Origin of the sequence: Sphingomonas sp. ABOLG (genome assembly GCF_003950435.1) — a bacterium.
Taxonomy (GTDB): Bacteria; Pseudomonadota; Alphaproteobacteria; order Sphingomonadales; family Sphingomonadaceae; genus Sphingomonas; species Sphingomonas panaciterrae.
Window position 1 is genome coordinate 1 of sequence record NZ_QQWW01000009.1, and the last position, 26,564, is coordinate 26,564.

The following is a 26,564-nucleotide window of genomic DNA, read 5'->3' on the forward strand; positions in this document are numbered from 1 at the left end:
CGAACTTGGCCGATTGCGACAGCGGCGCCATGATCCGGCCGAACATATTGGCATCGATCCCGGTGCCAGCGACCCATTGCCAGTTCACGCTGTTGTTGCCGTAATCCGCATCGACCAGCGTGTCCCAGAACCACCGCTCCCCCTCGCGCCAGTCGATCAGCAGATGCTTCACCAGGAAGCTCGCCGTGATCATCCGCACGCGATTGTGCATCCACCCCGTGGCCCACAATTGCCGCATCCCGGCATCGACGATCGGATATCCGGTGCGCCCCTCCCGCCACGCCTTGAGCTCGCTGGGCGCATGCCGCCATTTCAAACGGTCGAACTGCGATCGCCCATTCTTCTCTGCATAATCCGGCAGCGCCAGGATCAGCCCGGCAGTGAAATCACGCCACGCCAGCTCACGCCGGAAGGATTCAACTACCTTCCCCCGTCCGTTCAGGGCCTGCCAGACCTGCCGCGGCGAGATCTCACCCTGATGAAGATGCGGCGACAGCCGCGACGTTCCTTCAACGGACGGCAGATTACGGGCGTCGTCATAATCAGCCACCGCGTCAGCGAAGTCATCGATCGCCGCTGCCGCCCCCGCCTCGCCTGGGGTCCAGCCCTCGAACCCGATCGCCCAATTGGGCTTGGCGGGCAGCAGCGCCCAATCATCTAGAGAGTCGCTTTTCGGCCAACGCCCCGGCGCGCTCAGTTGCTTCGGCGCGGCAGATGGCGCTTCCGGCGGCAACATGGCCAACAGCGCCCGGTAGAAGGCCGAAAACATCCGGAACTGGCCGCCGCTACCCGTGCGTACACTCTCCGGCGGCCGAAGATGATTCCCCTCATGAAGGCACAATCGGTCGCCCAGAGCCTCCTCGGCTTGGCGCCACCATGGCTCATAATGCCGGATGGCGTGGATCGTCTCGGCGCCGCAATCGTCCGCAATGTCCGTCAGAACCGTAGCGGCAGGTCCGCGCCGCAGGATCAACCGGCTGCCAAGATCGCGTAGCGAGCGGTCCAGCGCTTGCAGGCTGTGGTGCAGCCACCACCGCTGCGCGCCACCGATCCGCCAGTCGCCCGGCCCTTTGTCATCAAGGACATAGACCGGAATGACGTCCCCTTCCGCCACTGCGGCGACAAGCGCGGGTTGATCGTGAAGGCGAAGGTCCTGGCGAAACCAGACGAGGGCAGGCATCGCGCGACTACGCAGATCGCGTGCGGGCGGTTCCCCCGCGCCAGCCGCGTTCAAAGGCCTGACCCAAGCGTAGGATCACATCCACATGCCGCCGCGCGATCGCCATAACGTCGTCGCCATATCCGCCCCCCACTGTGCTCGCGAGCGGCAAGCCGTGTTCCAGTGCCATTTCCGCCACCAGCATATCGCGTGCCGCCAGCCCTCCGTCCGTCAACGCGAGCCGGCCGAGCCGATCACCCGCGTAAGGATCGACACCACCTTGATAGAGGATGAGGTCAGGTTCAAACCGCGCGATCAGCGAGGGCAATGTGCTTCGGATCGCATCGAGGTACGCGTCATCGCTTGTCCCATCAGGCAGCGGGACATCCATGGTCGAGCAGGCCTTGCGCGCCGGAAAGTTCTTCTCGGCATGAACCGAGTAAGTCGCGACACCGGGAAAACCTGCCGTCAGCGCCGCCGTCCCGTCTCCCTGATGAACATCCAGATCCACCACCAGAACCCGGCGGCCTTCCGCGGCCAGCTGCACAGCGGCGATCGCAAGGTCATTCAAGACGCAAAAGCCTGCCCCGGTCTCCGCAAGAGCATGATGACTGCCCCCCGCGGTGTTGGCGGCAAACCCATGCTTCAAAGCAATCTGCGCGGCGAGGTAGGTCCCGCCCGACACAAGCTGCGAGCGGCGCGCGACGTTCGCTGTCACGGGGAAGCCAATCCGCCGCTCCTTCTCGCGAGGAACCGCGGCGGCGATTACCTCAGCCACATACGCCGGGTCGTGCACCGCCTCCAGCCAGCGGCGCGGCGCCGCTTCCGGACTCTGCCAGACGATCGAGTTCCCAGCCGCAAGCAGAAGATCGCGGATCGCGCCGTTCTTGCCCCACCGGTACGTACTCCTGACGGGCGCCTCGGTGACATAATCGGAGTGATGGACGACGGCGATCATCTGCGCCAAGATAGGTAGCAAAAGCGAACTTTAGGAGAGAGATCGTATGACCGACACGCTTATTCGCGCGGACGATACCGACGCTGCCGCCAATGCCGGCAAACCTTACGTGCGCCCCGACGTGCGCGGATTTCTCGATTATCTCAACAGCGTCGAAGGCCCCAAGACCCATGAGGGAACCGCAGAGGCGGCGCGCGCCATGTACCTCGGCATGAAAGATGTCGCCGATTTGCCCGTCGGGGAGTTGGCGACGATCAAGGACCTGACCATCCCTGGCCCCGCGGGCGACATCCCCGCGCGCCTGTTCGACGTTCGGGAGTCTCGCGAGCCGGGCCCGGTGGTAGTCTTCTTTCACGGCGGTGGCTTCGTCATCGGCAATATCGATACGCACGCTAGCTTTACCGCTGAGATGTCGCGTCAGCTGGATCTCCCGGTGGTGTCGGTCGACTATCGTCTAGCCCCCGAGCATCGCTTCCCCGCGGCACCAGCGGATTGTGAAGCCGCCGCGCGCTGGGTCGCCAGCAATCCGCCCGAACTGGGGCGGACCGCGACGAGCCTAGTCCTCTCGGGCGACAGCGCAGGGGGAACGCTGACCATCACCACTGCCATGGGTCTGCGCGACGAGCCTGCGCCCGTCCCCGTGATTGTCCAGGCGCCGATGTATCCGGCGGCCGACATGAACAAGGTGTACCCCTCGTTCGATGATTATGCCGAGGGCTTCTTGCTCACGCGCGATACGATGATCTGGTTCGCCGAACATTATCAGGCAGATTTCACCCATTTCCAGGGTTCGCCGATGGTGGGCAGCCTCACGGGCCTACCCCCCGCCGTCATCATCACCGCCAGCCTCGATCCGATCCGCGACCAAGGGCGCGCCTATGCCGCAGCATTGGTACTGGCCGGCGTTCCCGTCACCTTCCGAGAGGCGGTGGGCAACGTTCACGGCTTCATCACGTTGCGCCAAGCGATTCCGTCCAGCAGCGGCGACGTTGCGGGCTACCTCGCCGCGGTCAAGGACGCGGTTGTCGAGGCGGAGGGCCAAAGGGTGATGGCTCAGGCTGCGGGCTGAGGCCCCCAGCGCAAAAAAGGGGCAGGCTTTGGCGGCCTGCCCCCTTCGAGATCATTGCTGATCGGCTTGATCAGTAACGATAGTGATCCGGCTTGAACGGACCGTCGACCGACACGCCGATGTAGCTCGCCTGCTTCTCGCTCAGCTTGGACAGCTTCACGCCCAGCTTCTCCAGGTGAAGCGCCGCGACCTTTTCGTCGAGGTGCTTGGGCAGGACATACACTTCGTTCTTGTAGTTCTCGCCCTTCGTCCACAGCTCGATCTGGGCGAGCGTCTGGTTGGTGAACGACGCGCTCATCACGAACGAAGGGTGGCCGGTGGCGCAGCCCAGGTTCACGAGGCGACCCTTCGCCAGGACGATGATCTGCTTGCCATCCGGGAACTTCACCAGGTCCGTGCCCGGCTTCACTTCGGTCCACTCGTAATTGTCGAGCGCAGCGATCTGAATCTCGCTGTCGAAGTGGCCGATGTTGCACACGATCGACATCGGCTTCATCGCCTTCATGTGATCGGCAGTGATCACGTCGGCATTGCCGGTCGCGGTGACGAAGATGTCGGCGCGCTTCACCGCCTCGTCCATCGTCACGACCTCAAAGCCCTCCATCGCCGCCTGAAGCGCGCAGATCGGATCGATCTCGGTCACGAGCACACGGGCGCCGCCGTTGCGCAGCGACTGAGCCGAGCCCTTGCCGACGTCACCGAAGCCGGCGACGCAAGCGACCTTGCCGGCGAGCATCACGTCGGTGGCGCGGCGGATCGCGTCGACCAGCGATTCCTTGCAGCCATAAAGGTTGTCGAACTTCGACTTCGTGACCGAGTCGTTGACGTTGATCGCCGGGAACGGCAGCTCACCCTTCTTGGCGATCTCGTACAGGCGGTGGACGCCAGTGGTGGTCTCTTCCGAAACGCCCTTCAGGTTCTTGACGGTCTCGGTCAGGTAGCCCGGCTTCTTGGCGATGAACGCCTTCAGCGCGCGCTGGAACTCGACTTCCTCGGCATTCTCCGGCTCCCCGAAGCTTTCGCCGCGCTCGAGCTTCGCGCCCCACAGCGCGAACATGGTGGCGTCGCCGCCGTCGTCGAGGATGATGTTGGCGGTCTGGCCGTTGCCGTCGTCCCAGTCGAAGATCGAGCCGACATAGTCCCAGTAATCGGCCAGGCTCTCGCCCTTCACCGCGAACACGGGGATGCCCGCAGCGGCGATCGCGGCGGCGGCATGGTCCTGCGTCGAGAAGATGTTGCACGTCGCCCAGCGCACGTCAGCGCCGAGCGCCGTCAGCGTCTCGATCAACACGGCGGTCTGGATCGTCATGTGCAGCGAACCGGTGATGCGCGCGCCCTTCAGCGGCTGCGACGCGCCATATTCCTCGCGCAGCGCCATCAGGCCGGGCATCTCGGTTTCTGCGATGTTGATCTCCGCACGTCCGAAATCAGCAAGGCTGATGTCCTTGATGACGTAATCGGTAGCGGTGGGGCGATCGAGAACGGTGGCCACTACGGGTCTCCAGAAATTGTGACGCCGGCCAAGGTACGATTCACCGGCCGGCATGTACCCGCACATAATCGTGAGCGCGTAGCAATACAAATATAAAGATATCTTTATATGTGAATTGCGCTCTCGAACCTTCATTACGGGTGCGCATCGGGCGGTTCGCTATGCGCTTCCATGCCGTGCATCCTCCGGGCAAGAAGCATCGTTGTACGCCCACGATCCGCTGAATGAGGTTGATGATGGACAGTTTGCTCTCGCTGTTTACCGACCCTGCCGCCTGGGCAGCACTAATCGCGCTGGTGGTGATGGAGGTCGTGCTCGGCATCGACAATCTCATCTTCATCTCGATCCTTTCCAACAAGTTGCCAGAGGAACAGCGCACGCGCGCACGCCGGCTGGGTATCGGCCTCGCGCTTGCCATGCGGCTGGTCCTGCTCTCGATGATTGCATGGCTGGTGGGGCTGACGGCGGTCGTCTTCGACCTCGGCATTCGCGGGCCACTGAATGACTATGGTCAACCAAGTTTCGAAACGGCGTTCTCTTGGCGCGATATCATTCTTGTCGTCGGGGGCCTGTTCCTGATCTGGAAGGCCACCAAGGAGATCCACCACAATGTCGATCCGAGCCCCAGCGACGACCTGCTCGACAAGAAGCAGGCAGCAACGATGAATTTTGGCGCGGCGATCATTCAGATCATCCTGCTCGACATGGTCTTCTCGATCGACTCGATCCTGACGGCAGTCGGGATGACGGACAACCTGGCCGTGATGGTGATCGCGGTCTTGGTAGCAGTCGGCGCGATGGTTCTGGCGGCGGATCCGCTCGCCAATTTCATCGACCGCAATCCCACCGTTGTGATGCTGGCGCTCGGCTTTCTGCTGATGATCGGTGCCGTCCTGATTGCGGACGGCTTTGGCGTTCATGTCCCCAAGGGGTATATTTATGCCGCGATGGGTTTCTCCGTACTCGTCGAGGCGCTCAACATCCTCTCGCGCCGCGCGCAGAAGCGCAAGGCAGCGGCGGCAGGGAACGAGAGATGAACCAACGCGCCTGAGGGCCGGTCAAAAATACCTTCAGGCGTGGCCGCTTTCCGTGCCAAGCAGTCGCGGATCGATGCCGGCAGCGTTGAACCCCCGGGTCCAGCGCTGCGCGGTTTCCGTTTCGAACAGCATGCTCGCGTCATCGGAGACGTTCAGCCAGCCGTGCCGCGTCATCTCGGCATCAAGTTGACCGGCAGACCATCCGGCATAGCCCAAAGCCACGAGCCACTGCGTCGGCCCTCTCCCCTCCGCAATGGCGCGTAGCGCATCTAGCGTTCCGGACAGTGCCCATTTGCCGGCGACATCAATCGTGTCCTGCCCGCTCCAGTCGCGCGAGTGCAGCACAAAGCCGCGGCGCGTCTCGACAGGGCCGCCGAAATGGATCGGCGCATTGGGCGTATCGCCTGGCGCGATGTTCACTTGTTCCAGAACATCATGCAGCCCCAGTCCAGCAATCTGCGCACCGACGCCGATCCCGATCGCACCCTTTCCGTCGTGCGCGCACACCGCGATCACCGCTTGGTCAAAGCGCGGGTCGCCAATTCCGGGCATGGCGAGCAGGAACTGCCCAGTGAGAAAAGTCGTGGTCTCCATGGCTTACTTCTACGCCGAGCGGCGGCAAATCGTCACGCTTGAAAAGCCATTCCACCCCTGCGACGTAGTCACGCACACCAGCGCTGCACGGAGCAACAGAAAATGACAATCAACGTCGGCGACAAGCTGCCCAAGACCACCCTCGTCAAGGCGACGGATGCTGGCCCTGAGGCGGTCGATTCGCAGAATTACTTTGCCGGCCGCCGCGTGGCGCTGTTTGCCGTTCCGGGTGCATTTACTCCGACCTGCTCGGCGAAGCACCTTCCGGGCTTCGTGGAGAAGGCGGAGGACCTGAAGGCCAAGGGCATTGATGAAATCGTCTGCACGTCCGTGAACGACCCGTTCGTTCTTGGCGCATGGTCGAAGTCAGCGGATGCAGCCGACGTCACCATGCTGGCCGACGGCAATGGCGATTTCGCCGAAGCGCTGGGTCTCACCATGGACGGCTCGAAATTCGGTATGGGCAAGCGCAGCCAGCGTTATTCCATGATCGTGAACGACGGGGTGGTGGAGCAACTCAACGTCGAGGCGCCCGGCGAGTTCAAGGTGAGTTCGGCGGAGCACCTGCTGGGCAACCTCTGAGATTACAATGCGTTGGTTGTGGAGTTGATGAGGAGTATCGCACCATGACCAACGCAACCCAGAACAAGGCTACGTCGGCTCACGAAGCGAGCCTGGCAGAGCGCGCGCGCCATGCCGCGTCCGGTGCGCAAGCCAAGGTGAGCGCTGCAACGTCCGCAACCACGGGGGCCGTCAAGGATCACCCCTATGCCACGGCGGGGATCGTGGCCGGTGTCGCAGCAGCGATCGGGGGCGCAGCCTACGCTGCCAGCCGTCGCAACGCCGAGCAGGGTCACGGCAGCACGAAACACTGATGCGCAGGGTCGCTCCGGGTAAACACCCGGGGCCACCCATCGCGCTGGCAGACTACCCAGTCTTGCCAGTGTCAACATCGCGGCGTAACGATCCGCGATGACTGCTCAAGACATCGTTGCCGAACTCGATCGGCTCTATACCCGCGCTGTCGCACGCTTGCAGGCAGCGCTGGATCTCTACCTTACCGAAGGAACACCGCCGCCGCCCGAGGCACGCCGCGACGGCTCGTTCGCTTATCCCGAGATCCGCCTCACCTTTGCCGGCGGTGGTGACCATCGGCCGGCGCCGTTGCGCTCCTTCGGTCGGCTTGTCACGCCGGGCGAGTACCGGATTTCAGTCACGAAGCCCGCGCTGTTCGCGGATTATCTCGTCGAGCAACTGACCCTGTTGATGGAAGATTATGAAGTCTCCGTCCAAGCAGTGGCGGGCGCCACGGAAATCCCGTTCCCCTATGTTCTCGACGCCGGCCACGCGCTGAGCCTGGACGAGGTTTCGGCCGCCGAACTCGCACGCCATTTCCCCGCGACTGAGCTCGCCCATATTGGCGACGAGATCGCGGACGGTCTGTGGGCCTCTATCGATGGCACCCGTCCCCTCGCGCTGTTTGACGGGCTCCGCACCGACTTCAGTCTCGCGCGGCTGCGCCACTATACCGGCACGTCGCCGGAGCATGTGCAGCGCTACGTGCTGTTCACCAACTATCACCGGTACGTCGACGAATTCGTTCGCTGGGGCGCGAGCCAGGTGACCGGCGACAGCCGCTTTACGGCACTCGCTGGTCCAGGTGGCGTCATGTTCCACCCCGGCGATGATCCGGCGGTACTCGACGACAGCGCATGGCGGCGGCTGCAGATGCCAGCCTATCATCTGATGGCGCCGGATCGATCGGGCATCACATTGGTCAACATCGGCGTTGGACCTTCCAATGCGAAGACGATCACGGATCACCTGGCCGTCACCCGTCCTGATGCCTGGATGATGATTGGCCATTGCGGCGGGCTGCGCCCATCGCAGCGGATCGGCGATTACGTGCTGGCACACGCCTACCTGCGTGACGATCACGTGTTGGATGACATGTTGCCGCCTGAAATCCCGGTACCAGCGATTGCGGAAGTTCAGCAGGCATTGGCGCGCGCGGCCGAGACCGTGTCTGGCCAGTCCGGTGAGGAACTGAAGCGGCGGCTGCGGACCGGTACGATCGTCACCACCGATGATCGCAACTGGGAGCTGCGATACAGTCGCTCTGCGCTCCGCTTTTCGCTAAGCCGCGCAGTGGGGATCGACATGGAATCCGCCACGATCGCCGCTCAGGGCTTCCGCTTCCGCGTGCCCTACGGCACGTTACTATGCGTATCCGACAAGCCGCTTCATGGCGAGTTGAAGCTGCCGGGCCAAGCCAACCGGTTCTACGAGCGCGCGATCTCCGAACATATGCGGATCGGGATCGAAACCTGCGAGGAGCTGTGGCGTGAAGGCCAGAAGCTCCACAGCCGTAAGCTGCGGGCGTTCAACGAGCCGCCGTTCCGCTGACAAACCGTGCGAGCGGTGCGGCACCAGTGCTGCACTGCTCGCAACGAAACGATTTATCTCCCCGCTGCGTTACCGGCCTGACTGCATGCGAAAAGGGGAGCAGACCATGGCCGACAACGAAGACACCCCAACACCAAGCGCACCCAAGCCGCCTGCGCGGCGCGCGCCGCGCAAGAGAACCGCAGCCAAACCGGCTGACGCAACCCCGGCGAGCAAGCCGGCAGCCAAGCCGAAGCGGAAGCCGGCGAGCTCAGCGGCTCAGGCGAGCGGATCAACCAGCTCCGTGAAGAAGCCGGCCGCACCGCCGAAGCCGCGATCATCAAAGCGCGCGACGCCGCCCCCGAAACGCCCGGCCAAGCCAAAAAGCGCGAGCGCATCGTCGACTGCCAAGACGCCGATGTGGAAAAACAAGGCAGCCATCGCCGGTGGCCTGGCCGCGGTTGGCGCCGCTGCGACGGCGGCATTGCTTTCCTTGCGCGGATCGACGCCCCGGACGGACGATGGCAACGCCGATCCGGCGTCAAGCAAGGGCAAGAAGAACAGCAAGGCTTCCGAGCAAGCCCAGAAGCCGGCCGAGCCGTCAGGTCACGCGCACATGCCTGATGGCGCCGACGCGTCGGCATCGTTCAAGGCGGGGATCGCCGACGAGAACGTCATTCCCGATTGAACTGGACGCGCGCGGGGGCCTCTTCCCCGGCACCTGAAGCTGCCGGACGGGTCAGAAACTGACCCGTCCGGCCGCGCGTTTAGCAGCGCTTACCAGCCGCTGGGCTTGCCCTTGTTCTGCTCATCGAGCCACTTCTTGAGCGGCGCGAAATAGGCCATCATCGACTTGCCCGACATTTCCCTCGTGCCGGTGAAGGCCTGAAGCGCGTCGGGCCACGGCTTCGACTGTCCCATCTTCATCATCGCGTCGAGGCGCGATCCGACTTGCTTGTCGCCGTAGAACGAGCAGCGATGCAGCGGCCCCTTCCACCCCGCCTGCTTGCAGGCCGCCTCGTAGAACTGAAACTGCAGGATACGGGCGAGGAAGTAGCGGGTGTAGGGCACGCCCGCCGCGACGTGATATTTCGCCCCGGCGTCGAATTTGCTTTCGTCGCGTGGGACTGGGGGAACAATGCCTTGATATTGTAGGCGAAGCTTGTCCCATCCTGCCTGGAGCTGCACCGGCGCGATTTCGCCTGAGAACACCTGCCAGCGCCATTTGTCGATCAGCAGGCCGAACGGGAGAAAGGCGATCTTGTCCATCGCCTGCCGAAGCAGCAGGCCAATGTCCTTGTCCGCGGCCGGCACGCGTGCCGGATCGAGGAGGTTGATCTTTACCAGATAGTCCGGGGTGATCGACAATGCGACGAAATCACCGATCGCCTCGTGAAAACCGTCGTTCGCACCGTTCTTGTAGAGGAACGGCTGCTTGTTATACGCCCGCTGATAGTAATTGTGGCCAAGCTCATGATGGATCGTGATGAAATCATCCGAATTCACCTTGGTGCACATCTTGATACGCAGATCATCGACGTTGTCGACATCCCAGGCGCTCGCGTGACAGATCACCTCGCGGTCGAGCGGTTTGACGATCTGCGAGCGGGCCCAAAACGTTTCCGGCAATGGCGCAAAGCCGAGCGAGGAGTAAAAGCCCTCGCCCGTCCTGACCATCTTCACCGGATCATATTGCTTGGCTTTCAGCAGATCGCCGATGTCATAGCCAAGGTCGCCGGTTCCCGGAGGTGCAACGACATCATAGATATTGCCCCACTCCTGCCCCCACATATTGCCGAGAAGATCCGCGCGGATCGGACCCGTCTTTGACTGGACCGCGTCCCCGTACTTCTCGTTCAGTTTCCACCGCACATAGGTGTGCAGCGCCTTGTACAGCGGCTCCACCTCGGCCCAGAGCTTGTCGGTCATCGCCGCAAACTGGTCCGGCGGCATATCATAGCCGGACCGCCACAATGCGCCGGCATTCTTGAAGCCAAGGCCGGCCGCGCCCTCGTTAGTCAGCTTCGTCGCGGCGAGATAATCTGCGCGCATGGGCGCGCCGACATTGTCATGCCAGCTGACCCACATCTCCTTCAGCTTGGCGGGATCGCGTTCCTCGCCCATCGTCGCTTCAATGTCCGACCCGTTGATCGGCTTTCCGTTCAGCGTGCCGCGTCCCTTGCCGTAGCTGGACCCCATGCGCGTGAAGAGCGTGGAGAGTTCCTCGGCCGCTCCCGGGCGAGTGGGCGCCGGCAGGGTGATGCCGCCGATGATGAGGTCCAGCTTGCGGCGCGTGTCGGCGGACAAGCCGGGGAGCGAGCGGTAGCGCGCGGCCTCGTTCGCCACCTGTACGGCACGCTCGGTGTAGCGGCCGCCGGCGGCCGCCGCGAGCGCATCCGTATCCTCCGTGATGTAGGTCGCATTGACCCAGGAAATGCGGGCTACATCGACGCTGAGCTTGGCAAACTCTTCCTCCACGGCCGCGACAAAGGCGTCGGCCTGCGCCACGGTAGGCGCGGCGGCTGGGGCAGAGGCGGGCGCTGCCTGCTCGGCGACGGCGGGAAGCGCGGCAAGCGCCACTGCCAGCGCCATCAGCGAAGAAAATCGACGGATCATAGATTCCTCAGATATTTAGGCTATGCGGCAACACTGAAAGCTGGCCTCCGAAGGGTCAAGGCTGGAGAAATTCGGCCATTGCCTGACCAAGCTCGGCCTTGGTGACGCAGCTCATATGATTGCCGGGGATCTCCACCAGCCGGGCGTTCGGCAACAGTGCTGCGAGCGCTGCGGCAGAGCCATTGTCGTCGTCATCCACGCCGTTGACGACCAGCGTCGGCTGAGAAAACTGCGCCACGCTTTCACGCGGAGTGGAGACGAAGGTGTCGATCACCCGAAGCAGGGCGACGGGATCGCCGCCGGTCGTTTTCAGGAACGCCTCCGCGAGCCACGCCGGGCTTCCCCGTTCGTGCTGCCCAAGGTTGGAGAGGATGTGGCGGAAATGATCGGCACGCCGTTCAGCATTGGTCAGCCCCTCCAGCCCCATGCCGGAGAAGATCACGCGACCGGGCGTGGCACCGGTCGCCAGCATCCGTGCCGTGGTGCGCGCACCCAGTGAATAGCCGCCCAGGTCATAGTCGGTGAGCCCCAGGTGAGCGATCAGCGCGTGGCCGTCGCGCGCCAGCGCATCAGGCGGATAGTTGACGGGATCGTGCGGCTTGTCGCTGTCACCGTGCGCCCGCAGGTCCGGCATGATGACCTGAAAGCCCTTCGCTGCGACCGCCTCTGCATGGCCGTAGCGGATCCAATTGGTGTTCGCGTCGGAGAAATAGCCGTGGATCAGGACGATCGGGCGCCCCTCCCCCATGGTGTGCCATGCCAGCCGCGTTCCGTCGAAGCTGTTGAAATACTGCGTCTCAGTCGGGAGTTTTGCCACAAGCGTCCATCCAGCGTTTGATCACGCCCTCATTCTGCTCACTGCGCATGCGTGGCAAGTCGCGCGTGTCGATCCATGCCTCGTGCATGCTTTCGACGGCATAATGGTGCACCGGGCGGAAACGCGACGGATCGTCGAAGCTGCCGACCGTGACATCGACGTTCTCGACATTGCGCAGAAAGGCGAAGCCGAGCGGCGTGCCGCAGGCGGCGCAAAAGGGGCGACGTGCAATGGGGGAGGATTGGTACCAGTCGGGTTCGGTCAGCCATTCCAGCGATGAAGCGGGGATGTTCTTGAAGGCAATCGAGACGCCGCCGGTGGCGCGCTGGCACATGCGGCAATGGCAAAGATAGGCGTCATCATCCTCGATCACAGCAACGTAGCGGACACGGCCGCATTGGCATCCGCCCTCCATCCTCGATCCCGCGCTGCCCACCGCCATGATCCCGTGCCAGTCATGCCTTCGCCTCTCTAAACGCGAGCGCGGGATTTTGGTGGCACGCGGCTCGGGATGTTGATGGCTTCCAATTCATAAGCCTGCTTATTATGTGCAGGGGTATGACCGAGACATTCGGATTTCTGTTGAGCGATACGTCCCGCCTCCTGCGAAAGCGGTTCGACGAGCGCGCGCGCCAGCACGGCGCCACCCGCGCGCAGTGGAAGGCGTTGCTCGGCATCAGCCGGCATGAGGGGATCAATCAGGGCGGGCTCGCCGAGTTACTGGAGGTGGAGCCGATTACCCTCTGCCGCCTGGTGGATCGGATGGAAGAGGCCGGATTGGTCGAGCGCCGGCGGGATCCGAAGGATCGGCGCGCCTGGCGCTTGTACCTGACACCCAGGGCACGCCCCGTTCTCGACGAGCTACACGCCACCGCCGACGAGCTGATGGCGCAGGCGCTACGCGGCATATCCGGGGAGCAGACGGACATGATGATCGACCTTCTCCACCGCATTCGCGACAATCTGGACCCGGCCGACACGCAGGAGGCGAGCAATGGCTGATGCGGATCCGAGCCGCGGCGCGGCTGCGGGTGAACCGGCAGCAGATCGGATGACGATCGAGCCCACCGGGTCTGCGACATCGTCCAGTCCGCGTCATCGCGGCTGGCTGCGTCCGGTGCTGATGTTCGGCGTGCCGCTGCTGATCGCAGCCGTGGGCGCATTTTTCTATTTCACCTCCGGCCGCTATATCGCGACCGACAACGCTTATGTCCGGCAGAACATGATCTCGGTCAGCCCGGACGTGTCGGGCCGGATCGTTGCCGTCAATGTGCGCGAGAACCAACGCGTCAAGGCCGGCGACGTCCTGTTCCGTATCGATCCCGAGCCCTATCGCATTGCCTTGGCGCAGGCCGACGCCGACCTTGCCACGGCGCGGGTTTCCGTCGCGACCATGGCCACCTATACCGGGAGCGCCGCCGCCGACATCCAGAGCGCGCGCGCCGAGCTGACGCTGGCCGAGGCGACCTATCGCCGTCAGGCAGAATTGATGAAGCGCGGCTTTACCACGACGGCCAGCCTCGACGCGGCGACCCAGGCGGTCGAGGCCGCCAGGGCGAAGATTGCCACAGGAGAGGCCGCGGCCGCGCGCGCCCGCCAGCAGATCGGATCAGGAGGCGGCGCAAGTCAGCCGGCGGCGATCCAGGTGGCCCTCGCCAAGCGCGCGCAGGCTGCCATGAATCTGGAGCGTACCGTCGTCCGTGCGCGCACCGATGGCGTAGTCAGCCAGACGAACCGGCTGCAGGTCGGCAACATCACGCCGTCCGGCGTGCCGGCGCTAAGCCTGGTGGTCAGCGACCGCCCCTGGGTGGAAGCAAACTTCAAGGAAACCGACCTCAATCACATGAGGGTGGGACAGGCGGCCGAGATGGAGTTCGATGCCTATCCGGGGATCAAGGTTCACGGCCGCGTGGAATCGATCGGCGCTGGCACGGGCAGTGAATTCTCCGTCCTCCCGGCGCAGAATGCCAACGGCAATTGGGTCAAGGTGACGCAACGAGTGCCCGTGCGCATCGCCATTGATGGAGCCCCGCCGCGGGCGATGATCGCCGGCCTGTCGACCGACGTTACGATCGACACCGGGGCACGCTGACGTGGCCTCCAGCGCCGCTGCGCCGCGTTCGGCAGCGTCGGGCGGGCATGGTGCCCAGCCGCAGGCTCAGGGCAAGCCGCTGCTGGAGACCCGAAACCGCGGACTGCTGACCATCGGCATCATGGGGGCGATGATCATGCAGATTCTCGACACCACGATCGCCAATGTCGCCCTTCCGCACATGATGACGAGCCTGGGGGCGACGGTGGACACCGTCACCTGGGTGCTGACGAGCTATATCGTCGCCACCGCGATCGCCCTGCCCGCCACTGGCTGGCTGTCCGACCGGTTGGGCAGCCGCAACCTTTTCCTCATCGCCACCGGCGGCTTTATCATTGCGTCCATGCTGTGCGGCATCGCCACCAGCCTGGAGGAGATGGTGATCTTCCGTGTCTTTCAGGGCATCTTCGCGGCCTTCATCAATCCGCTGTCGCAAACGTCGATGCTGGACATCAACGCACCCGAAAACGCTGCCAAGGCGATGAGCGTGTGGGGCATGGGCGTGATGGTCGGCCCGATCATGGGGCCGGTGCTCGGCGGCTGGCTGACTGAAAGCTACAACTGGCGCTGGGTCTTCTACGTCAACGTGCCGGTGGGCGCCGCCACCTTCGCAATCCTGTGGTTCCTGCTGCCGAGCAGGCCCAAGGCAAGGCGATCCTTCGATTATGCGGGCTTCGTCTATCTGGGCGTTGCGGTGGCCGCGTTCCAGCTGATGCTTGACCGGGGGCAGAGCGAGGACTGGTTCGACAGCTGGGAAGTCATCATCGAAGGATTGGCAGCGCTGGCGTTCACCTGGCTTGCCATCTTCCACTTTGCGACGGCAAAGAAACCGCTGTTTGATCGCGCGCTGTTCCGAAACCGCAATCTCGTCACCGGGCTGTTGTTCATGCTGATCGTCGGCATATCGACCATGGCGCCGATGGCGCTGTTGCCACCGATGCTGCAGAACCTGTTCGGCTATCCGGTGATCGACACCGGCATGATGATGGCGCCGCGTGGGGTTGGCGTGCTTTTCACCATGTGGCTGGCCGGGCGGCTGATGGGCAAGGTCGATACTCGTATCGTCATCATGGTGGGGCTGATCATCTTCGGCATCTCGCTACGGCAGATGGCGGGTTACTCGCTGGAGCAGGATTACTGGCCAGTGATCACCGCCGGGTTCGTCCAGGGGCTGGGCATGGGACTGGTGTTCATGCCGCTCAACGCCATGGCCTTTGCCACGCTGGACGGGCGGTATCGCACCGACGGGTCAAGCCTGCTCAACCTGTTCCGCTCGATCGGCCAGTCGGCCGGCATTTCGATGGTGACCGTGCTGCTGGCGCGGAACACGCAGACCAGCCATGCCGATCTGGCGCAGCATGTGACCGGCACGGTGGTGTCCGGCTTTGACCTCAACATGCTGCGTGGGTTGGGAACCGTATCGGACGCGGCCATGTCGATGCTGGATGGCATGGTGAACAAGCAGGCGGCGATGATCGCCTATATCGACGATTTCTACCTGATGAGCTGGATTTCGTTCGCCGCCGTTCCGCTGGTCCTGCTGCTACAGAAGCCCCGCGGCAAAATGGAAGTCGTGCATAGCGAATGATGCAGATGGGTTGAATCGCGAGCGGCGGTTCTTCGGAAACTGAAACCTTTCCTTTCGCCCGCTGCGCTTGATCGACCGCGGTCGGCGGGCCACATGGATGGCATGCTGATCGAAACCGAACCCACGCCCAATCCGGCAACGCTGAAGTTCCTGCCGGGCCGCACCGTCATGGACGCCGGTACACGGGATTTCGCCACGCCCGAGGAGGCAGAGGTATCTCCGCTGGCCAAGGCGCTGTTCGACCTTGGCGATGTGACCGGCGTGTTCTTCGGACGCGATTTCATCTCGGTCACGATTGCGCCGGGCGCCGCATGGCATGAGGTGAAGCCGGACGTCCTGTCGATCCTGATGGATCACTTCACCGCGCAGATGCCATTATTCCGCACCGGCGGTACCGCCGGGTTCAGCGTACCCGCGGAGGAAGAAAGCTTCTCGGATGACCCCGCCGATGCCGAGATCGTCGCGCAGATCAAGGAGCTGATCGAGACCCGCGTGCGCCCAGCGGTGGCCAATGACGGCGGTGACATCGTGTATCGCGGGTTCGACCAGGGCAAGGTATACCTGCGCATGCAGGGCGCCTGCTCGGGTTGCCCCTCCTCGACCGCGACGCTGAAGAACGGCATCGAACAGCTGCTGCGTTACTACGTGCCCGAAGTGACCGAGGTTCGCGCAATCTGATCGCGAGGGGCGCTGTGGTAGCCGGCATCGCCCCACCTTTTCACGCCCGACCTTGCCCGCGCCGCACGTGGTATCGGGCGTCGGTCTGCCCCTTTTTCTGATGGAGAATCCGTTTGGCCACCCCGCTCGATGACGTCGCGCTCGATCAGTTGTTCCGCACCGCCCGGACCTACAACGGCTATACCGACGAGCCGGTACGCGAGGAGGAGCTGCGTGCGATCTGGGACCTGATGAAGATGGGACCGACCAGCGCCAATCAGCTGCCTGCCCGCCTAATCTGGTGCACAACGCCGGAGTCGAAGGAGAAGCTTGCGTCCTTCGCGAGCAGCACCAACGCCGACAAGATCCGCCAGGCGCCTGTGACGGTCATCATCGGCATGGACGTGAATTTCCATGAGCACCTGCCCGACCTCTTCCCGCATACCGATGCCAAGAGCTGGTTCGACGGCAACACTGAACTGCGCGAGGCTTCCGCGTTCCGCAATTCCTCGCTTCAGGGCGGCTATTTCATCCTCGCCGCTCGGGCGCTTGGCCTCGACACCGGTCCGATGAGTGGCTTTGACGCTGCGGAAGTCGACAAGGCGTTCTTTGCCGATCAGCCGGGCGTTCGAACCAACTTCATCTCGACCCTCGGCCACGGCGATCCGGCCACCATCTTCGAACGCAGCCCACGCCCGGACTTCGAGAGGTTCAACCGCATCGCCTGATAATCGTGTCGGCAGAGGCCCGGTCTGATTAGGGGTTGAGCCACGGTGCGGCTTTGGCAAAGGGATGTGATGCAGCGTACCCTTGTCATCGATACCGCCACCGCCGCCTGCTCTGTTGCCCTGCTGGAGGGCGATCAGGTGATCGCCGCAGGCCATGATGTGGTCGGGCGCGGTCACGCCGAACGGCTGGTGCCGATGATTGCGGCTCTCCCGGACGGCGGCCGCGCTGACGAGATCCTAGTCGATGTCGGGCCGGGCAGCTTCACCGGCATCCGGGTGGGCATCGCCGCCGCGCGCGGCCTGGCGCTGGGCTGGGGCGTGCCGGTTCGCGGCTATTCTTCCACCGCGCTGCTGGCGGCGGCGGCGATCGCCGATGGCGTGAAAGCCCCGCTTGCGGTCGTGCTTGAAGGGGGCCACGGTGAGGTGTTCATGCAAGGCTTCACCGCCATTCCGCTGCAACCCAGTGATCCGCTCGTGTCCCTGCGGCCCGACGCTGCCATCCTCGCGCTGGGAGACCGGCCGGCGGTCGGCAGCGGCGTTCGCTGGCTGTTGCCGATCGATCCCGGCTTGCAGGCCCACGATGCCCTGCCGGACGCATCGCGCGCGAATCTGCTGCCCGCGTCGCTCGCCGACTTGCCGCCACGCCCGCTGTACGGCCGCGCGCCCGACGCGAAGCTGCCGGCGTGAGCACCCGTCTGCACATGATTGAGCTGACCCGCGGCTCGCCCGGCGACATCGCAGCGGTCGAGCAGGTGATGGCCGACGCGTTCGATGGAAGGTTCGGTGAGGCATGGACCCGCGCCCAATGCCTGGGCATCCTCGGCATGCCGGGAGTCTGGCTGACCCTAGCCAAGATCGACGGCGAGATCGCCGGCTTTGCCTTGACGCGCGCGATCGTCGACGAGGCCGAGCTGCTGCTGATCGCCACCTCGCCCCGCTTTCGTCGCAAGGGTGTGGGGGCAGCGCTGTTGCGCAGCGTGATCGCCGATGCACGCGCGCGAGGTGCGGTTCGCCTGCATCTCGAAGTGCGCGCCGGCAATCCGGCCACTCACCTTTATAGCAGCCACGGCTTCGCCAAGGTGGGGGAACGCCGCGCCTATTACCGGGGCCGCGGCGGCGAAGCCTTCGACGCGCACAGCTATGCGGTCGCGCTAACCTAGGCTTGTTGCGAGTCGATAACGCTTTCGACCTGCGCCCTCAGCGACTACATGGATGCCATGCCACGCAAGATTGATCTCGAAGCCCTTTGTCAGGAAAAAGGCCTGCGCATCACCGAGCAGCGTCGGGTTATCGCCCGCGTCTTGTCAGAAGCCGACGATCACCCCGACGTGGAAAAGGTATATGAACGCGCCTCGGCGATCGATCCGGGCATCTCCATCGCGACGGTGTACCGCACGGTGCGCCTGTTCGAGGAAGCGGGCATCCTTGATCGCCATGATTTCGGCGACGGACGTGCCCGCTACGAGCCCTCGCCCGAAGCTCATCACGACCATCTGATCGACGTCGAGACGGGCAAGGTGATCGAGTTCGTCGATCCCGAGCTGGAATTGCTGCAGAAGCAGATTGCGGAGCGACTGGGCTTTCGCCTCGTGGATCATCGCATGGAGCTGTACGGCGTCAGCCTGAACCGCAAGGACTGACCTTCAACGGCCTTCTGCAGGCCGCTACCCCTATTCGGCCATGAAGAACGAGCTCGCGCTGAGCGTGAGCCCGGGCGGGTATGCCCAGGCTCACGCTCAGCACGCCGCGCATCAGGATGGCTGGAACACGCCGCAGGCGATGCGGGCGCCGCTATTGCCTGACGGGTCGGTCTTCAGATCGTCCGCATCGGCATGGACCACGAAGGCAGCGCCATCGGTGTCGAGCAGCCCGGCCATCGTCGCGCCGGGAATCGTCGCGGCCACTGTGCCGCGGCCGGCCGAATCGATAATCAGATTGGGAACGTCGCCCTGATGGGGGCCCCGCGGGTTCATCGTCCCGTGCTTCGCGCCCGTCGGGTTCCAGTGGCCGCCAGCCGTTTCGAAGCCGGGAGCATCACAACGACCGGTCGTGTGGACATGGGCGCCGTGTGTTCCCGCCGGCATGCCCTTTGCGTCGACCGTGAAGCGCAGGCCGCCCGTGACTTCGCTGGCGGTGACGCGACCGACATCGGCGCCGGCCGCAGTGCGCAGCATCGCAACCGCCGTCGCGCCGCCCGCGGTCGGCATGCCGGTTTCCAGCTTACCCTCATCACATGCAGCCAGTGCCAGGACGCATGCGCCCAGTCCGGCGATCGTGAAGCTCTTCATCATGTTCTCCCGTTTCGAGGACGAAACGAGGACTGGAACAGCCGGTTCCATGACGCAATCACGATCAAGGCTGCTGCGCTCCCTCGCGACCGGGGTGGCGATCAGCTCCGGCCCCGGGCGATCAGTGTGACGAGGCGACGGCATTGCACGCGCTGCCGCAGGATGGCCGCGACGAGGACGACGTTCAGGATGGTCAGTTCCACGAGGAAGAACCACATCGGACTCCCGGCGATCATGCTGAGGCCAAGGATGATCGTCCGCGGGTTGGCGCCGAGCACCCCCGGCAGGAACAGGAAAGATGGCCCAACCTCGCGCGCCAGCCTCGCGATCCGCTGCCGCTCGGCCGGATCGACTTCAGCGCCGGCGACAATCGCGTTCACCTTGGCCGTGGCGCCGGTCAACACGTGCGAAACCCCTAGATACGCCTTGCCGAGCGCGCCGCCGACGCCGGTCGGCGCGCTGCGATTGTGCTGGAGCCATGGCACGCCATAGGCCCACCATTGGTAGCTGCGCCGCGAACTCTCCGCGAAGACCGACTGGATGATGCGCGATCCGCCCGCCCCGACCGCAAGTACCCATGCGAATGCCCCGAGCGTATCATCGAGCAGCGCGCCGAGCAGAAGGTAAAGGACGACGTGGCCGCCGTAATCGCACAATCCGTCGACCACCTCGCCGCTCGGGCTCGCACGTCCGGTCAGCCGCGCGAGATCACCGTCGGCACCGTCCACGACATGCCACAACAGGTGGAGAGCGAACCCAGCCGCGATCGCTGCCGGCGTGCCGATCCGCGCGTAGAGGATGCCCGTTGCGACCACCATCATCGCCCCGAACACCGAAACCATGTTGGGCGTGATCGGAGTCGCGGCCAACGCTCGCGCCAGCCGCCGCGCCGCGGGATGATAAAGCGTCCTGTTGAGAAACCCTTGCAACTCGCGTGGCTTTCCGGTCACGCTTGGCTGCAGTTCGATCGTTGCCACTTTTCGTGTCCCCTTGCCGGCCCTCTACCACCGGCATGGTTTGCTTGACAGGCGTCGCGTATCTGTCACCACGCTGCCATTCATTTGTCACGTCGGGAACTGTTTCCCGGCGCTTCGGGGTTCAAGAGAATGGCGACGATCAAGGTGGCGGTTATCGGTGTCGGCAACTGCGCATCCAGCCTGGTTCAGGGCAAGTATCATTATGCTGCCAGCAACACGGCCCATGGCCTGATCCACGAGGAAATTGGCGGCTACCGCGTTTCCGACCTGGAATTCGTGGCGGCGTTCGACGTTGATTCCCGCAAGGTGGGGCTCGATCTCGGCCAAGCCATCTTTGCCAAGCCGAACTGCACCAAGGTGTTCCATGCCGATGTGCCGGCCACCGGCACGATCGTGAAGATGGGCGCGAAGCTGGACGGCGTCGCGCCGCACATGCTGACCGCGGCAAACGATCGAGGCTTCGAGGTGGATGAAACCCGCGACGCCACCAAGGCCGAGATCGTTCAGACGATCAAGGATTCCGGCGCCGAGATCCTCGTCAACTTCCTGCCCGTCGGCAGCCAGGACGCGACCGAATTCTACATGGAATGCGCGCTTGAGGCAGGCGTGGGCGTGGTGAACTGCATGCCCGTGTTCATCGCGAGCCGCCCAGAGTGGGAAAAGAAGTTCGCCGACGCCGGCCTGCCGATCATCGGGGACGACGTGAAGGCGCAGGTGGGTGCGACCATCGTCCACCGCGTTCTGTCCAACCTGTTCAAGCAGCGCGGCGTGACGATCGATCACACCTATCAGCTGAACACGGGCGGCAACACCGACTTCATGAACATGCTCGATCGCAATCGCCTGTCGAGCAAGAAGGAGTCGAAGACCGAGGCGGTTCAGGCCGTGCTGAGCGAGCGCCTCGCGGATGAGAACATCCACGTCGGCCCGTCGGACTACATCCCCTGGCTGCACGACAACAAGCTGTGCTTCCTGCGCCTCGAGGGCAACCTGTTCGGCGACGTGCCGATGAACCTGGAGCTTCGTCTCTCGGTCGAAGACAGCCCGAATTCGGCTGCTGTGGTGGTGGACGCGATCCGCTGCGTGAAGGTTGGCCTCGATCGCGGCATTGCCGGCGCGCTCACCGGTCCGTCGGCGTTCTTCTGCAAGCACCCGCCGGAGCAGTTCACCGACGACGTCGCAGCGCAGATGACCGACGATTTCATCCAGGCCGAATCGCCGCTCGCTGCCGAGTAAGTGAAAGCGCTGATCGTCGCAGCCGGCTTTGGCAGCCGGCTGCGCGCCGTTTCTCCCTCCAAGCCGCTGACCGAAGTCGCGGGCGTTCCGATGATCGCTCGCGTCATCGACGCAGCACGTGCTGGCGGCGCGACGGAGTTCGTGGTGGTCACTGGCCATGAAGGCGAACGCCTGAGCGGGTTCCTCGCCCGCCTTGACCCGGCCATCACCTGCGTCGCGACGCCGGATTGGGCACAGCCCAACGGCCATTCCGTCCTGACCGGCGCCGCGGTAATTGGGCCGGAGCGCCATCTGCTGATGATGGCGGATCATCTGTTCGACCCGGAGATCGTACGATCCGCCATCGCGGCCGTGCCAGCAGCGCTGACTCTTGCGGTTGATCGCAACCTCGACAATCCGCTTGTCGACCTGGACGATGTTACGCGCGTGCGGACGCAAGGCGACCGGATCGTCGCGATTGGCAAGCATTTGGACGGTTACGACGCGTTCGATTGCGGCATCTTCTGTGTCGACGGCCGGTTCCACGACGCGCTCCGGGCCGCAATTGCGGAGGGCCGCGCCGGCTCGATCTCCGATGGCGTAACGGCACTGGCGCAGACCGGCGATGCACGGGTCGTTGATGTCAGCAATCGCTGGTGGCTCGACGTGGATGATCCGCGCGCGCTGGCACAGGCAGAGGCTCATTGGGCGAGCGCGCTGAGCGCCTGATAACATCTCGCAAGAGAAACCAGCCGGCGCATGGCTGGTTGTCGCCACTCCACGGGAGAAGCGGCAATGACACAGGCGCAAATCTATCGCGAGCTGAAGGCGGATCACGACAAGCAGCGCGAGATGCTGAAGCAGCTCGGCGAGCTTCAGGGTGCCTCCGGAGAGCGCCAATCGCTGTTCGAGAGCTTCCGGCTGGAATTGCAGAGCCACGCCGCGGCGGAGGAGGAAGCGCTATATTCGGTCATGCTTGCCGACCCTGAGCTGCGTGACGATGCGCGCCATTCGGTCGCCGAGCACAAGGAAGTTGATGATCTGCTCGGCGAGATGATGGCGATCGAGTTCGGCTCCGAGGAATGGGAGCAGAAGTTTGACCATATGCGCCACCGCTACGAGCATCATATCGACGAGGAAGAGGAGGACATGTTCCCCGCCGCTGAAGCCGAGCTGGACGATGAGGTGGAGGCGAAGATTGCGGCGACCTATGAGGAGCGCAAGCCCAAGGAACTGGAGATTGCGCGTGAGAACCCGCCGGGCGGTGATGAGCGCGACTGAGGCGCTGCCGCACCATGCGGATCGTCACTCTGTCGGCACCCGACGACTTTGATGGATGGCGCGAGGCGGCACGTGGCTTGATGAGCCAAAGCGTGCCGCCGGATGATGTCGTGTGGCAGGTCGGCGGTGAGACGACCGATCTGTTCGCCGCAGCGAGGGCGCCCACGCCCGCTGCGGTCGCGCCGGACGCACCAGCGGCGAGCGCCTTCAAGGTACCCCGCTCGTTCATCGATCTTGGCCGAAGTGCCATCCTTCACCGCGATCCCGAGCGGTTCGCCATGCTCTACACCTTGCTCGACCGGCTGCGGCGAAGGCCCGGGGTGATGGAAGATCATGCCGACCCGCTGCTGCGCCGGTTGGAAGGTCTGGCGAAACAGGTTCGGCGAGACATCCACAAGATGCGCGCCTTCCTGCGGTTCCGCGAAGTGGCAGATGCAGATGGTGGGGATGCCGAGGAGGGGCGCTATGTGGGCTGGTTCGAGCCGGAGCACCATATCGTTCGCGCCAACGCCGCCTTCTTCGTCAACCGCTTCGGCAGCATGCGCTGGTCGATCCTGACGCCGGAGGTGTCGCTGCACTGGGACGGAAGCGCACTGCAGGAGGGGCCGGGCGCGACAAAAGCGGATGCACCGCAGGGCGATCCGGTCGAGGAGGTCTGGAAGACCTATTATGCCTCCATCTTCAACCCCGCGCGGGTGAAGGTGGGCGCGATGCTCAAGGAGATGCCGCGCAAATACTGGAAGAACATGCCGGAGACCGCTCTGGTGCCCGACCTGCTCGCCACGGCGCAGAAACGGGAGAGTGGCATGATCGAAAAGGCGAGGACGATGCCGGGCAACAACAGCGAGGCGGCGTGGCAGGCGCTTCGGGAGGAAGCGCTCAGTTGCACCCGCTGCCACCTGTACAAGCACGCGACACAAACGGTGTTCGGCGAGGGCCCTCTCGACGCCAGCATCATGTTCGTCGGCGAACAACCTGGCGATCAGGAGGATTTGGCGGGTCACCCGTTCGTCGGCCCCGCCGGTCAGTTGTTCGATCGTGCGCTGGCTGAGGCCGGGATCGATCGCGCACAAACTTATGTCACCAATGCGGTGAAGCATTTTAAGTTCGAACCCCGTGGCAAGCGGCGGATCCACGCAAAGCCCGACGCGGGGGAAATCGAGGCATGTCGATGGTGGATCGAACAGGAACAGGCGCTGCTGCGGCCCAAGGTGACGGTTGCGCTGGGTGCGACGGCAGCGCGCTCGCTGTTCGGGAAGGTGATGACGATCAGCCGCGAGCGGGGACGGCCGCTTCGCCTGCCGGGTGATGGCGGTGACGCGTGGATCACGGTTCATCCCAGTTACCTGCTGCGGCTGCCCGACGAGGCCGCGCGATCCAGCGAATACGCGCGGTTCGTGGAAGATCTGCGCCGGATCGGCGAAACCGCCGCCTGAAGCGCGCGGCAACAGCCGACTGTCGTGCCGTCGCCTCGGCACCACGCGCATCTCGATTGACCGGCCTGTCGCCTTCCCCCACAGGCGCCGCATGTTCGAGAAGATACTTGCTGCCCTCGCCATCTTCACGGTCGGCGTGATCCGTGCCGGTGGCTATTGGGGAATCGTGCTGCTGATGGCGATCGAAAGCGCCTGCATTCCGCTCCCCTCAGAGATCATCATGCCCTTTGCCGGCTATCTGGTCTCGACGGGCGAGATGAACATCTATCTGGCGGCAACCGCGGGCGCCTTCGGCTGTAATGTCGGGTCAGTGGTCGCTTATGAGATCGGGCGGCGCGGCGGGCGGCCCTTGGCAGAAAAGTGGGGCAAATATGTTCTGGTCGGCCCGGGCGAGCTCGACATGGCGGACCGGTTCTTCAACCGCTGGGGCGCAGCGGCGATCCTGATTGGCCGGATGCTGCCGATCATCCGGACCTTCATCGCCTTCCCCGCCGGGGTAGCACGCATGAAGCTGATCCCCTTCCACGTCTACACGTTCATCGGCTCCTGGCCGTTCTGCTACCTGCTGGCGTGGATCGGCGCGCAGCTGGGCCAGTCATGGAACAACGATCCGCGCCTCAAGGCCTTTTTCCATCAGGCGGATCTGGCGATCGGGCTGACGCTCGTCGCGGCCGGCGGGTTCTACCTCTGGCACAAGCTGCACGGCCTTAAGAAGAAGCACTGAAGGCAAGGGCATGACGCAGCGCCGGATGCGCCACCGTCCTTCCGGGACCAGCCTAGCGCAAGCCCAACAATTTGTGGGTTTGCAGCGACAATCGCCACCGCGGACGTTCCATGACCTTCGCCATCGCAGCAGCCTGGTTGGCGACGGCATTGGGATCATCGAGCGGCTGCAGGAGGAAGTGGCGAAATCCCCACTCTTCCATCGCCTCCAGGTTCGTGCCGGGCTGCGGCCACACGACCTTCAGTTCGTCACCACTACGCTGGACCGTCTCGCTGCCGGCCTTGGGGCTGATGCAGACCCAATCGATCCCTGGATGAACGGGGAGCGTGCCGTTACTCTCGATTGCCAGGAAGAAGCCGGCGGCGTGCAGCGCGTCGACCAGCGCATCGTCCACCTGCAGCATCGGCTCGCCGCCGGTCAGGACCGCGAAGCGGTCCTGCTCGCCGCCGTCCCACATGGCCACCACCGCAGCGACCAGCGCATCGGCATCAGCGAAACGGCCACCGCCCAGCCCGTCCATGCCGACGAAATCGGTGTCACAGAATTTGCAGATTGCGGTAGCGCGATCCTCTTCCCGGCCGCTCCACAGGTTGCAGCCGGCGAACCGGACGAATACCGCCCGGCGACCAGCCTGAACGCCCTCGCCCTGGAGCGTCAGGAACATTTCCTTGACGGCATAACTCATCGTCAGGGCGCCGGCGGTGTCGTCGCGTAAGCAGTCGGATCAACGATCCCCGCGTCCTGGAACCCCTTGTGCCGCAGGCGGCAGCTGTCGCACAGCCCGCAATGCAGACCGCCGGGCGCCGGATCGTAGCAGGACCAGCTCAGCCCCAGGTCCAGACCCAGTCTATCGCCTTCACGCACGATATCCGCCTTCGTCATATGCTGCAGCGGTGCCTGAATCCGGAAGGCATGACCCTCCACCCCCGCCTTGGTGGCGAGTTCGGCAAGGTTCTCGAAACCGGCGATGAACTCGGGGCGGCAGTCGGGATAGCCGGAATAATCGAGCGCGTTCACACCAATGTAGAGCGCGCGGGCGCCCACCGTCTCCGCCCATGCCAAAGCGAGGCTGAGGAAAACGGTATTGCGGGCCGGCACGTAGGTGATCGGTATCCCCTCCCCGACCCCATCCTTCGGCACGTCGATATCGGCAGTCAGCGCCGAGCCACCGAATGCGGAAAGATCGATCGGGAGCACCACGTGCCGAACCGCGCCAAGCTGACGTGCGATTTGCCGCGCCGCGGCGAGCTCCACCTGGTGGCGCTGGTTGTAATCGATCGATAGCGCATAGAGGCGATATCCGGCCTCCCGCGCCAAGGCAGCAGAAATCATCGAGTCCAGGCCGCCCGATACAAGGACGACGGCAGATGGTTGATCGTTGGTCATGATCGCGCGGCGGCTAGGCTCATCAGTGGCATGATGCAAGGAATGAGGCCGAAGAAAACGGCCGT

General features: G+C 64.0%; 30 protein-coding genes. 19 read left to right on the plus strand and 11 right to left on the minus strand.

Translation table 11 applies throughout. From position 1 onward, the window contains the following. Window positions 1–1,180, minus strand: a 1,180-nt coding sequence (locus tag CA236_RS11505; protein WP_164518925.1) for a deoxyribodipyrimidine photo-lyase, incomplete at its 3' end; no start/stop codon positions are given. Between the two features lie 7 nt (window positions 1,181–1,187). Beyond that, entirely contained in the window at window positions 1,188–2,117 is a 930-nt protein-coding gene (locus tag CA236_RS11510; RefSeq protein WP_125945718.1) for a histone deacetylase, read from the minus strand. A gap of 46 nt (window positions 2,118–2,163) precedes the next feature. Between CA236_RS11510 and CA236_RS11515 the strand changes: the two genes are divergently transcribed. Continuing rightward, window positions 2,164–3,186 (plus strand): alpha/beta hydrolase, encoded by a 1,023-nt coding sequence (locus CA236_RS11515; RefSeq protein ID WP_125945719.1) that lies wholly within the window; start codon window positions 2,164–2,166, stop codon window positions 3,184–3,186. A 70-nt stretch (window positions 3,187–3,256) separates the two neighbouring features. On the opposite strand, the gene ahcY is transcribed toward CA236_RS11515, so the two are convergent. Continuing rightward, complete coding sequence (gene ahcY / locus CA236_RS11520) at window positions 3,257–4,678, minus strand: adenosylhomocysteinase (RefSeq protein ID WP_125945720.1); 1,422 nt, start codon at window positions 4,676–4,678, stop codon at window positions 3,257–3,259. Window positions 4,679–4,914: 236 nt separating this feature from the next. On the opposite strand from ahcY, the gene CA236_RS11525 reads away from it, so the two are divergent. After that, window positions 4,915–5,715 (plus strand): TerC family protein, encoded by an 801-nt coding sequence (locus CA236_RS11525; protein WP_125945721.1) that lies wholly within the window; start codon window positions 4,915–4,917, stop codon window positions 5,713–5,715. A 33-nt stretch (window positions 5,716–5,748) separates the two neighbouring features. On the opposite strand, the gene CA236_RS11530 is transcribed toward CA236_RS11525, so the two are convergent. After that, window positions 5,749–6,309 carry a YqgE/AlgH family protein gene (locus CA236_RS11530; RefSeq protein ID WP_046410858.1) on the minus strand — a complete coding sequence of 187 codons (561 nt, stop codon included), beginning with the start codon at window positions 6,307–6,309 and terminating at the stop codon, window positions 5,749–5,751. Window positions 6,310–6,411: 102 nt separating this feature from the next. Between CA236_RS11530 and CA236_RS11535 the strand changes: the two genes are divergently transcribed. The 4 genes from CA236_RS11535 to CA236_RS11550 all read left to right on the plus strand — a co-directional run bounded on the left by CA236_RS11535 (window position 6,412) and on the right by CA236_RS11550 (window position 9,382). Then, window positions 6,412–6,891 carry a peroxiredoxin gene (locus CA236_RS11535; RefSeq protein WP_125945722.1) on the plus strand — a complete coding sequence of 160 codons (480 nt, stop codon included), beginning with the start codon at window positions 6,412–6,414 and terminating at the stop codon, window positions 6,889–6,891. Window positions 6,892–6,935: 44 nt separating this feature from the next. Beyond that, complete coding sequence (locus tag CA236_RS11540; RefSeq protein WP_125945723.1) at window positions 6,936–7,184, plus strand: hypothetical protein; 249 nt, start codon at window positions 6,936–6,938, stop codon at window positions 7,182–7,184. Window positions 7,185–7,281: 97 nt separating this feature from the next. Further along, window positions 7,282–8,715, plus strand: coding sequence for an AMP nucleosidase (locus CA236_RS11545; protein WP_125945724.1), 1,434 nt, complete (start codon window positions 7,282–7,284; stop codon window positions 8,713–8,715). A 106-nt stretch (window positions 8,716–8,821) separates the two neighbouring features. Continuing rightward, complete coding sequence (locus CA236_RS11550) at window positions 8,822–9,382, plus strand: hypothetical protein (protein ID WP_082103254.1); 561 nt, start codon at window positions 8,822–8,824, stop codon at window positions 9,380–9,382. Window positions 9,383–9,471: 89 nt separating this feature from the next. Here the strand turns inward: CA236_RS11550 and CA236_RS11555 are convergent, their stop codons facing one another. Genes CA236_RS11555 through CA236_RS11565 form a run of 3 tightly spaced genes read right to left on the minus strand, consistent with a single transcriptional unit; the run spans window position 9,472 to window position 12,569 of the window. Further along, window positions 9,472–11,310, minus strand: coding sequence for a M2 family metallopeptidase (locus CA236_RS11555; protein ID WP_125945725.1), 1,839 nt, complete (start codon window positions 11,308–11,310; stop codon window positions 9,472–9,474). Window positions 11,311–11,365: 55 nt separating this feature from the next. Continuing rightward, window positions 11,366–12,127, minus strand: coding sequence for an alpha/beta fold hydrolase (locus CA236_RS11560; RefSeq protein ID WP_125945726.1), 762 nt, complete (start codon window positions 12,125–12,127; stop codon window positions 11,366–11,368). Next, window positions 12,108–12,569, minus strand: coding sequence for a GFA family protein (locus CA236_RS11565; RefSeq protein ID WP_241212622.1), 462 nt, complete (start codon window positions 12,567–12,569; stop codon window positions 12,108–12,110). The genes CA236_RS11560 and CA236_RS11565 overlap by 20 nt, the downstream gene beginning before the upstream one ends. A gap of 140 nt (window positions 12,570–12,709) precedes the next feature. On the opposite strand from CA236_RS11565, the gene CA236_RS11570 reads away from it, so the two are divergent. From CA236_RS11570 to CA236_RS11605, 8 genes are all read left to right on the plus strand, one after another. Beyond that, window positions 12,710–13,129 (plus strand): MarR family transcriptional regulator, encoded by a 420-nt coding sequence (locus tag CA236_RS11570; RefSeq protein WP_346962771.1) that lies wholly within the window; start codon window positions 12,710–12,712, stop codon window positions 13,127–13,129. Next, window positions 13,122–14,219, plus strand: a complete 1,098-nt coding sequence (locus CA236_RS11575) for an HlyD family secretion protein (RefSeq protein WP_125945729.1) — start codon at window positions 13,122–13,124, stop codon at window positions 14,217–14,219. The genes CA236_RS11570 and CA236_RS11575 overlap by 8 nt, the downstream gene beginning before the upstream one ends. Window position 14,220: 1 nt before the next feature. Further along, on the plus strand, window positions 14,221–15,807 hold the full coding sequence (locus tag CA236_RS11580; RefSeq protein ID WP_241212623.1) for a DHA2 family efflux MFS transporter permease subunit: 1,587 nt from the start codon (window positions 14,221–14,223) through the stop codon (window positions 15,805–15,807). A 102-nt stretch (window positions 15,808–15,909) separates the two neighbouring features. Next, window positions 15,910–16,485 (plus strand): NifU family protein, encoded by a 576-nt coding sequence (locus CA236_RS11585; protein WP_046411803.1) that lies wholly within the window; start codon window positions 15,910–15,912, stop codon window positions 16,483–16,485. Window positions 16,486–16,598: 113 nt separating this feature from the next. Continuing rightward, entirely contained in the window at window positions 16,599–17,192 is a 594-nt protein-coding gene (locus CA236_RS11590) for a malonic semialdehyde reductase (RefSeq protein ID WP_046410874.1), read from the plus strand. 69 nt (window positions 17,193–17,261) lie between these two features. After that, window positions 17,262–17,879 (plus strand): tRNA (adenosine(37)-N6)-threonylcarbamoyltransferase complex dimerization subunit type 1 TsaB, encoded by a 618-nt coding sequence (tsaB, locus tag CA236_RS11595; RefSeq protein ID WP_125945730.1) that lies wholly within the window; start codon window positions 17,262–17,264, stop codon window positions 17,877–17,879. Continuing rightward, window positions 17,876–18,352: a ribosomal protein S18-alanine N-acetyltransferase gene (rimI, locus tag CA236_RS11600; RefSeq protein ID WP_164518926.1), complete on the plus strand. Its 477-nt coding sequence runs from the start codon at window positions 17,876–17,878 to the stop codon at window positions 18,350–18,352. The genes tsaB and rimI overlap by 4 nt, the downstream gene beginning before the upstream one ends. A gap of 57 nt (window positions 18,353–18,409) precedes the next feature. Then, window positions 18,410–18,832, plus strand: a complete 423-nt coding sequence (locus CA236_RS11605) for a Fur family transcriptional regulator (protein WP_046411805.1) — start codon at window positions 18,410–18,412, stop codon at window positions 18,830–18,832. A gap of 111 nt (window positions 18,833–18,943) precedes the next feature. On the opposite strand, the gene CA236_RS11610 is transcribed toward CA236_RS11605, so the two are convergent. Both CA236_RS11610 and CA236_RS11615 read right to left on the minus strand, forming a co-directional pair. Next, window positions 18,944–19,480 (minus strand): superoxide dismutase family protein, encoded by a 537-nt coding sequence (locus CA236_RS11610; RefSeq protein ID WP_125945731.1) that lies wholly within the window; start codon window positions 19,478–19,480, stop codon window positions 18,944–18,946. Window positions 19,481–19,581: 101 nt separating this feature from the next. After that, window positions 19,582–20,457: a CDP-alcohol phosphatidyltransferase family protein gene (locus CA236_RS11615; protein WP_241212624.1), complete on the minus strand. Its 876-nt coding sequence runs from the start codon at window positions 20,455–20,457 to the stop codon at window positions 19,582–19,584. A gap of 129 nt (window positions 20,458–20,586) precedes the next feature. Between CA236_RS11615 and CA236_RS11620 the strand changes: the two genes are divergently transcribed. From CA236_RS11620 to CA236_RS11640, 5 genes are all read left to right on the plus strand, one after another. Beyond that, the gene (locus CA236_RS11620; RefSeq protein WP_125945732.1) at window positions 20,587–21,693 is read left to right on the plus strand and encodes an inositol-3-phosphate synthase; all 1,107 of its coding nucleotides are present in this window, start codon (window positions 20,587–20,589) and stop codon (window positions 21,691–21,693) included. Then, window positions 21,694–22,401, plus strand: coding sequence for an NTP transferase domain-containing protein (locus CA236_RS11625; RefSeq protein WP_125945733.1), 708 nt, complete (start codon window positions 21,694–21,696; stop codon window positions 22,399–22,401). A gap of 66 nt (window positions 22,402–22,467) precedes the next feature. Continuing rightward, window positions 22,468–22,953, plus strand: coding sequence for a hemerythrin domain-containing protein (locus CA236_RS11630; protein WP_046410885.1), 486 nt, complete (start codon window positions 22,468–22,470; stop codon window positions 22,951–22,953). A 14-nt stretch (window positions 22,954–22,967) separates the two neighbouring features. Next, window positions 22,968–24,389, plus strand: coding sequence for a UdgX family uracil-DNA binding protein (locus CA236_RS11635; protein ID WP_125945734.1), 1,422 nt, complete (start codon window positions 22,968–22,970; stop codon window positions 24,387–24,389). Window positions 24,390–24,480: 91 nt separating this feature from the next. Continuing rightward, window positions 24,481–25,113, plus strand: coding sequence for a DedA family protein (locus CA236_RS11640; RefSeq protein ID WP_046410888.1), 633 nt, complete (start codon window positions 24,481–24,483; stop codon window positions 25,111–25,113). Between the two features lie 52 nt (window positions 25,114–25,165). Here CA236_RS11640 and queE read toward each other — a convergent pair whose 3' ends face one another. Both queE and queC read right to left on the minus strand, forming a co-directional pair. Then, entirely contained in the window at window positions 25,166–25,798 is a 633-nt protein-coding gene (gene queE, locus CA236_RS11645; RefSeq protein WP_125945735.1) for a 7-carboxy-7-deazaguanine synthase, read from the minus strand. Between the two features lie 2 nt (window positions 25,799–25,800). After that, window positions 25,801–26,499: a 7-cyano-7-deazaguanine synthase QueC gene (queC, locus tag CA236_RS11650; protein ID WP_125945736.1), complete on the minus strand. Its 699-nt coding sequence runs from the start codon at window positions 26,497–26,499 to the stop codon at window positions 25,801–25,803. Window positions 26,500–26,564 lie beyond the last annotated feature (65 nt).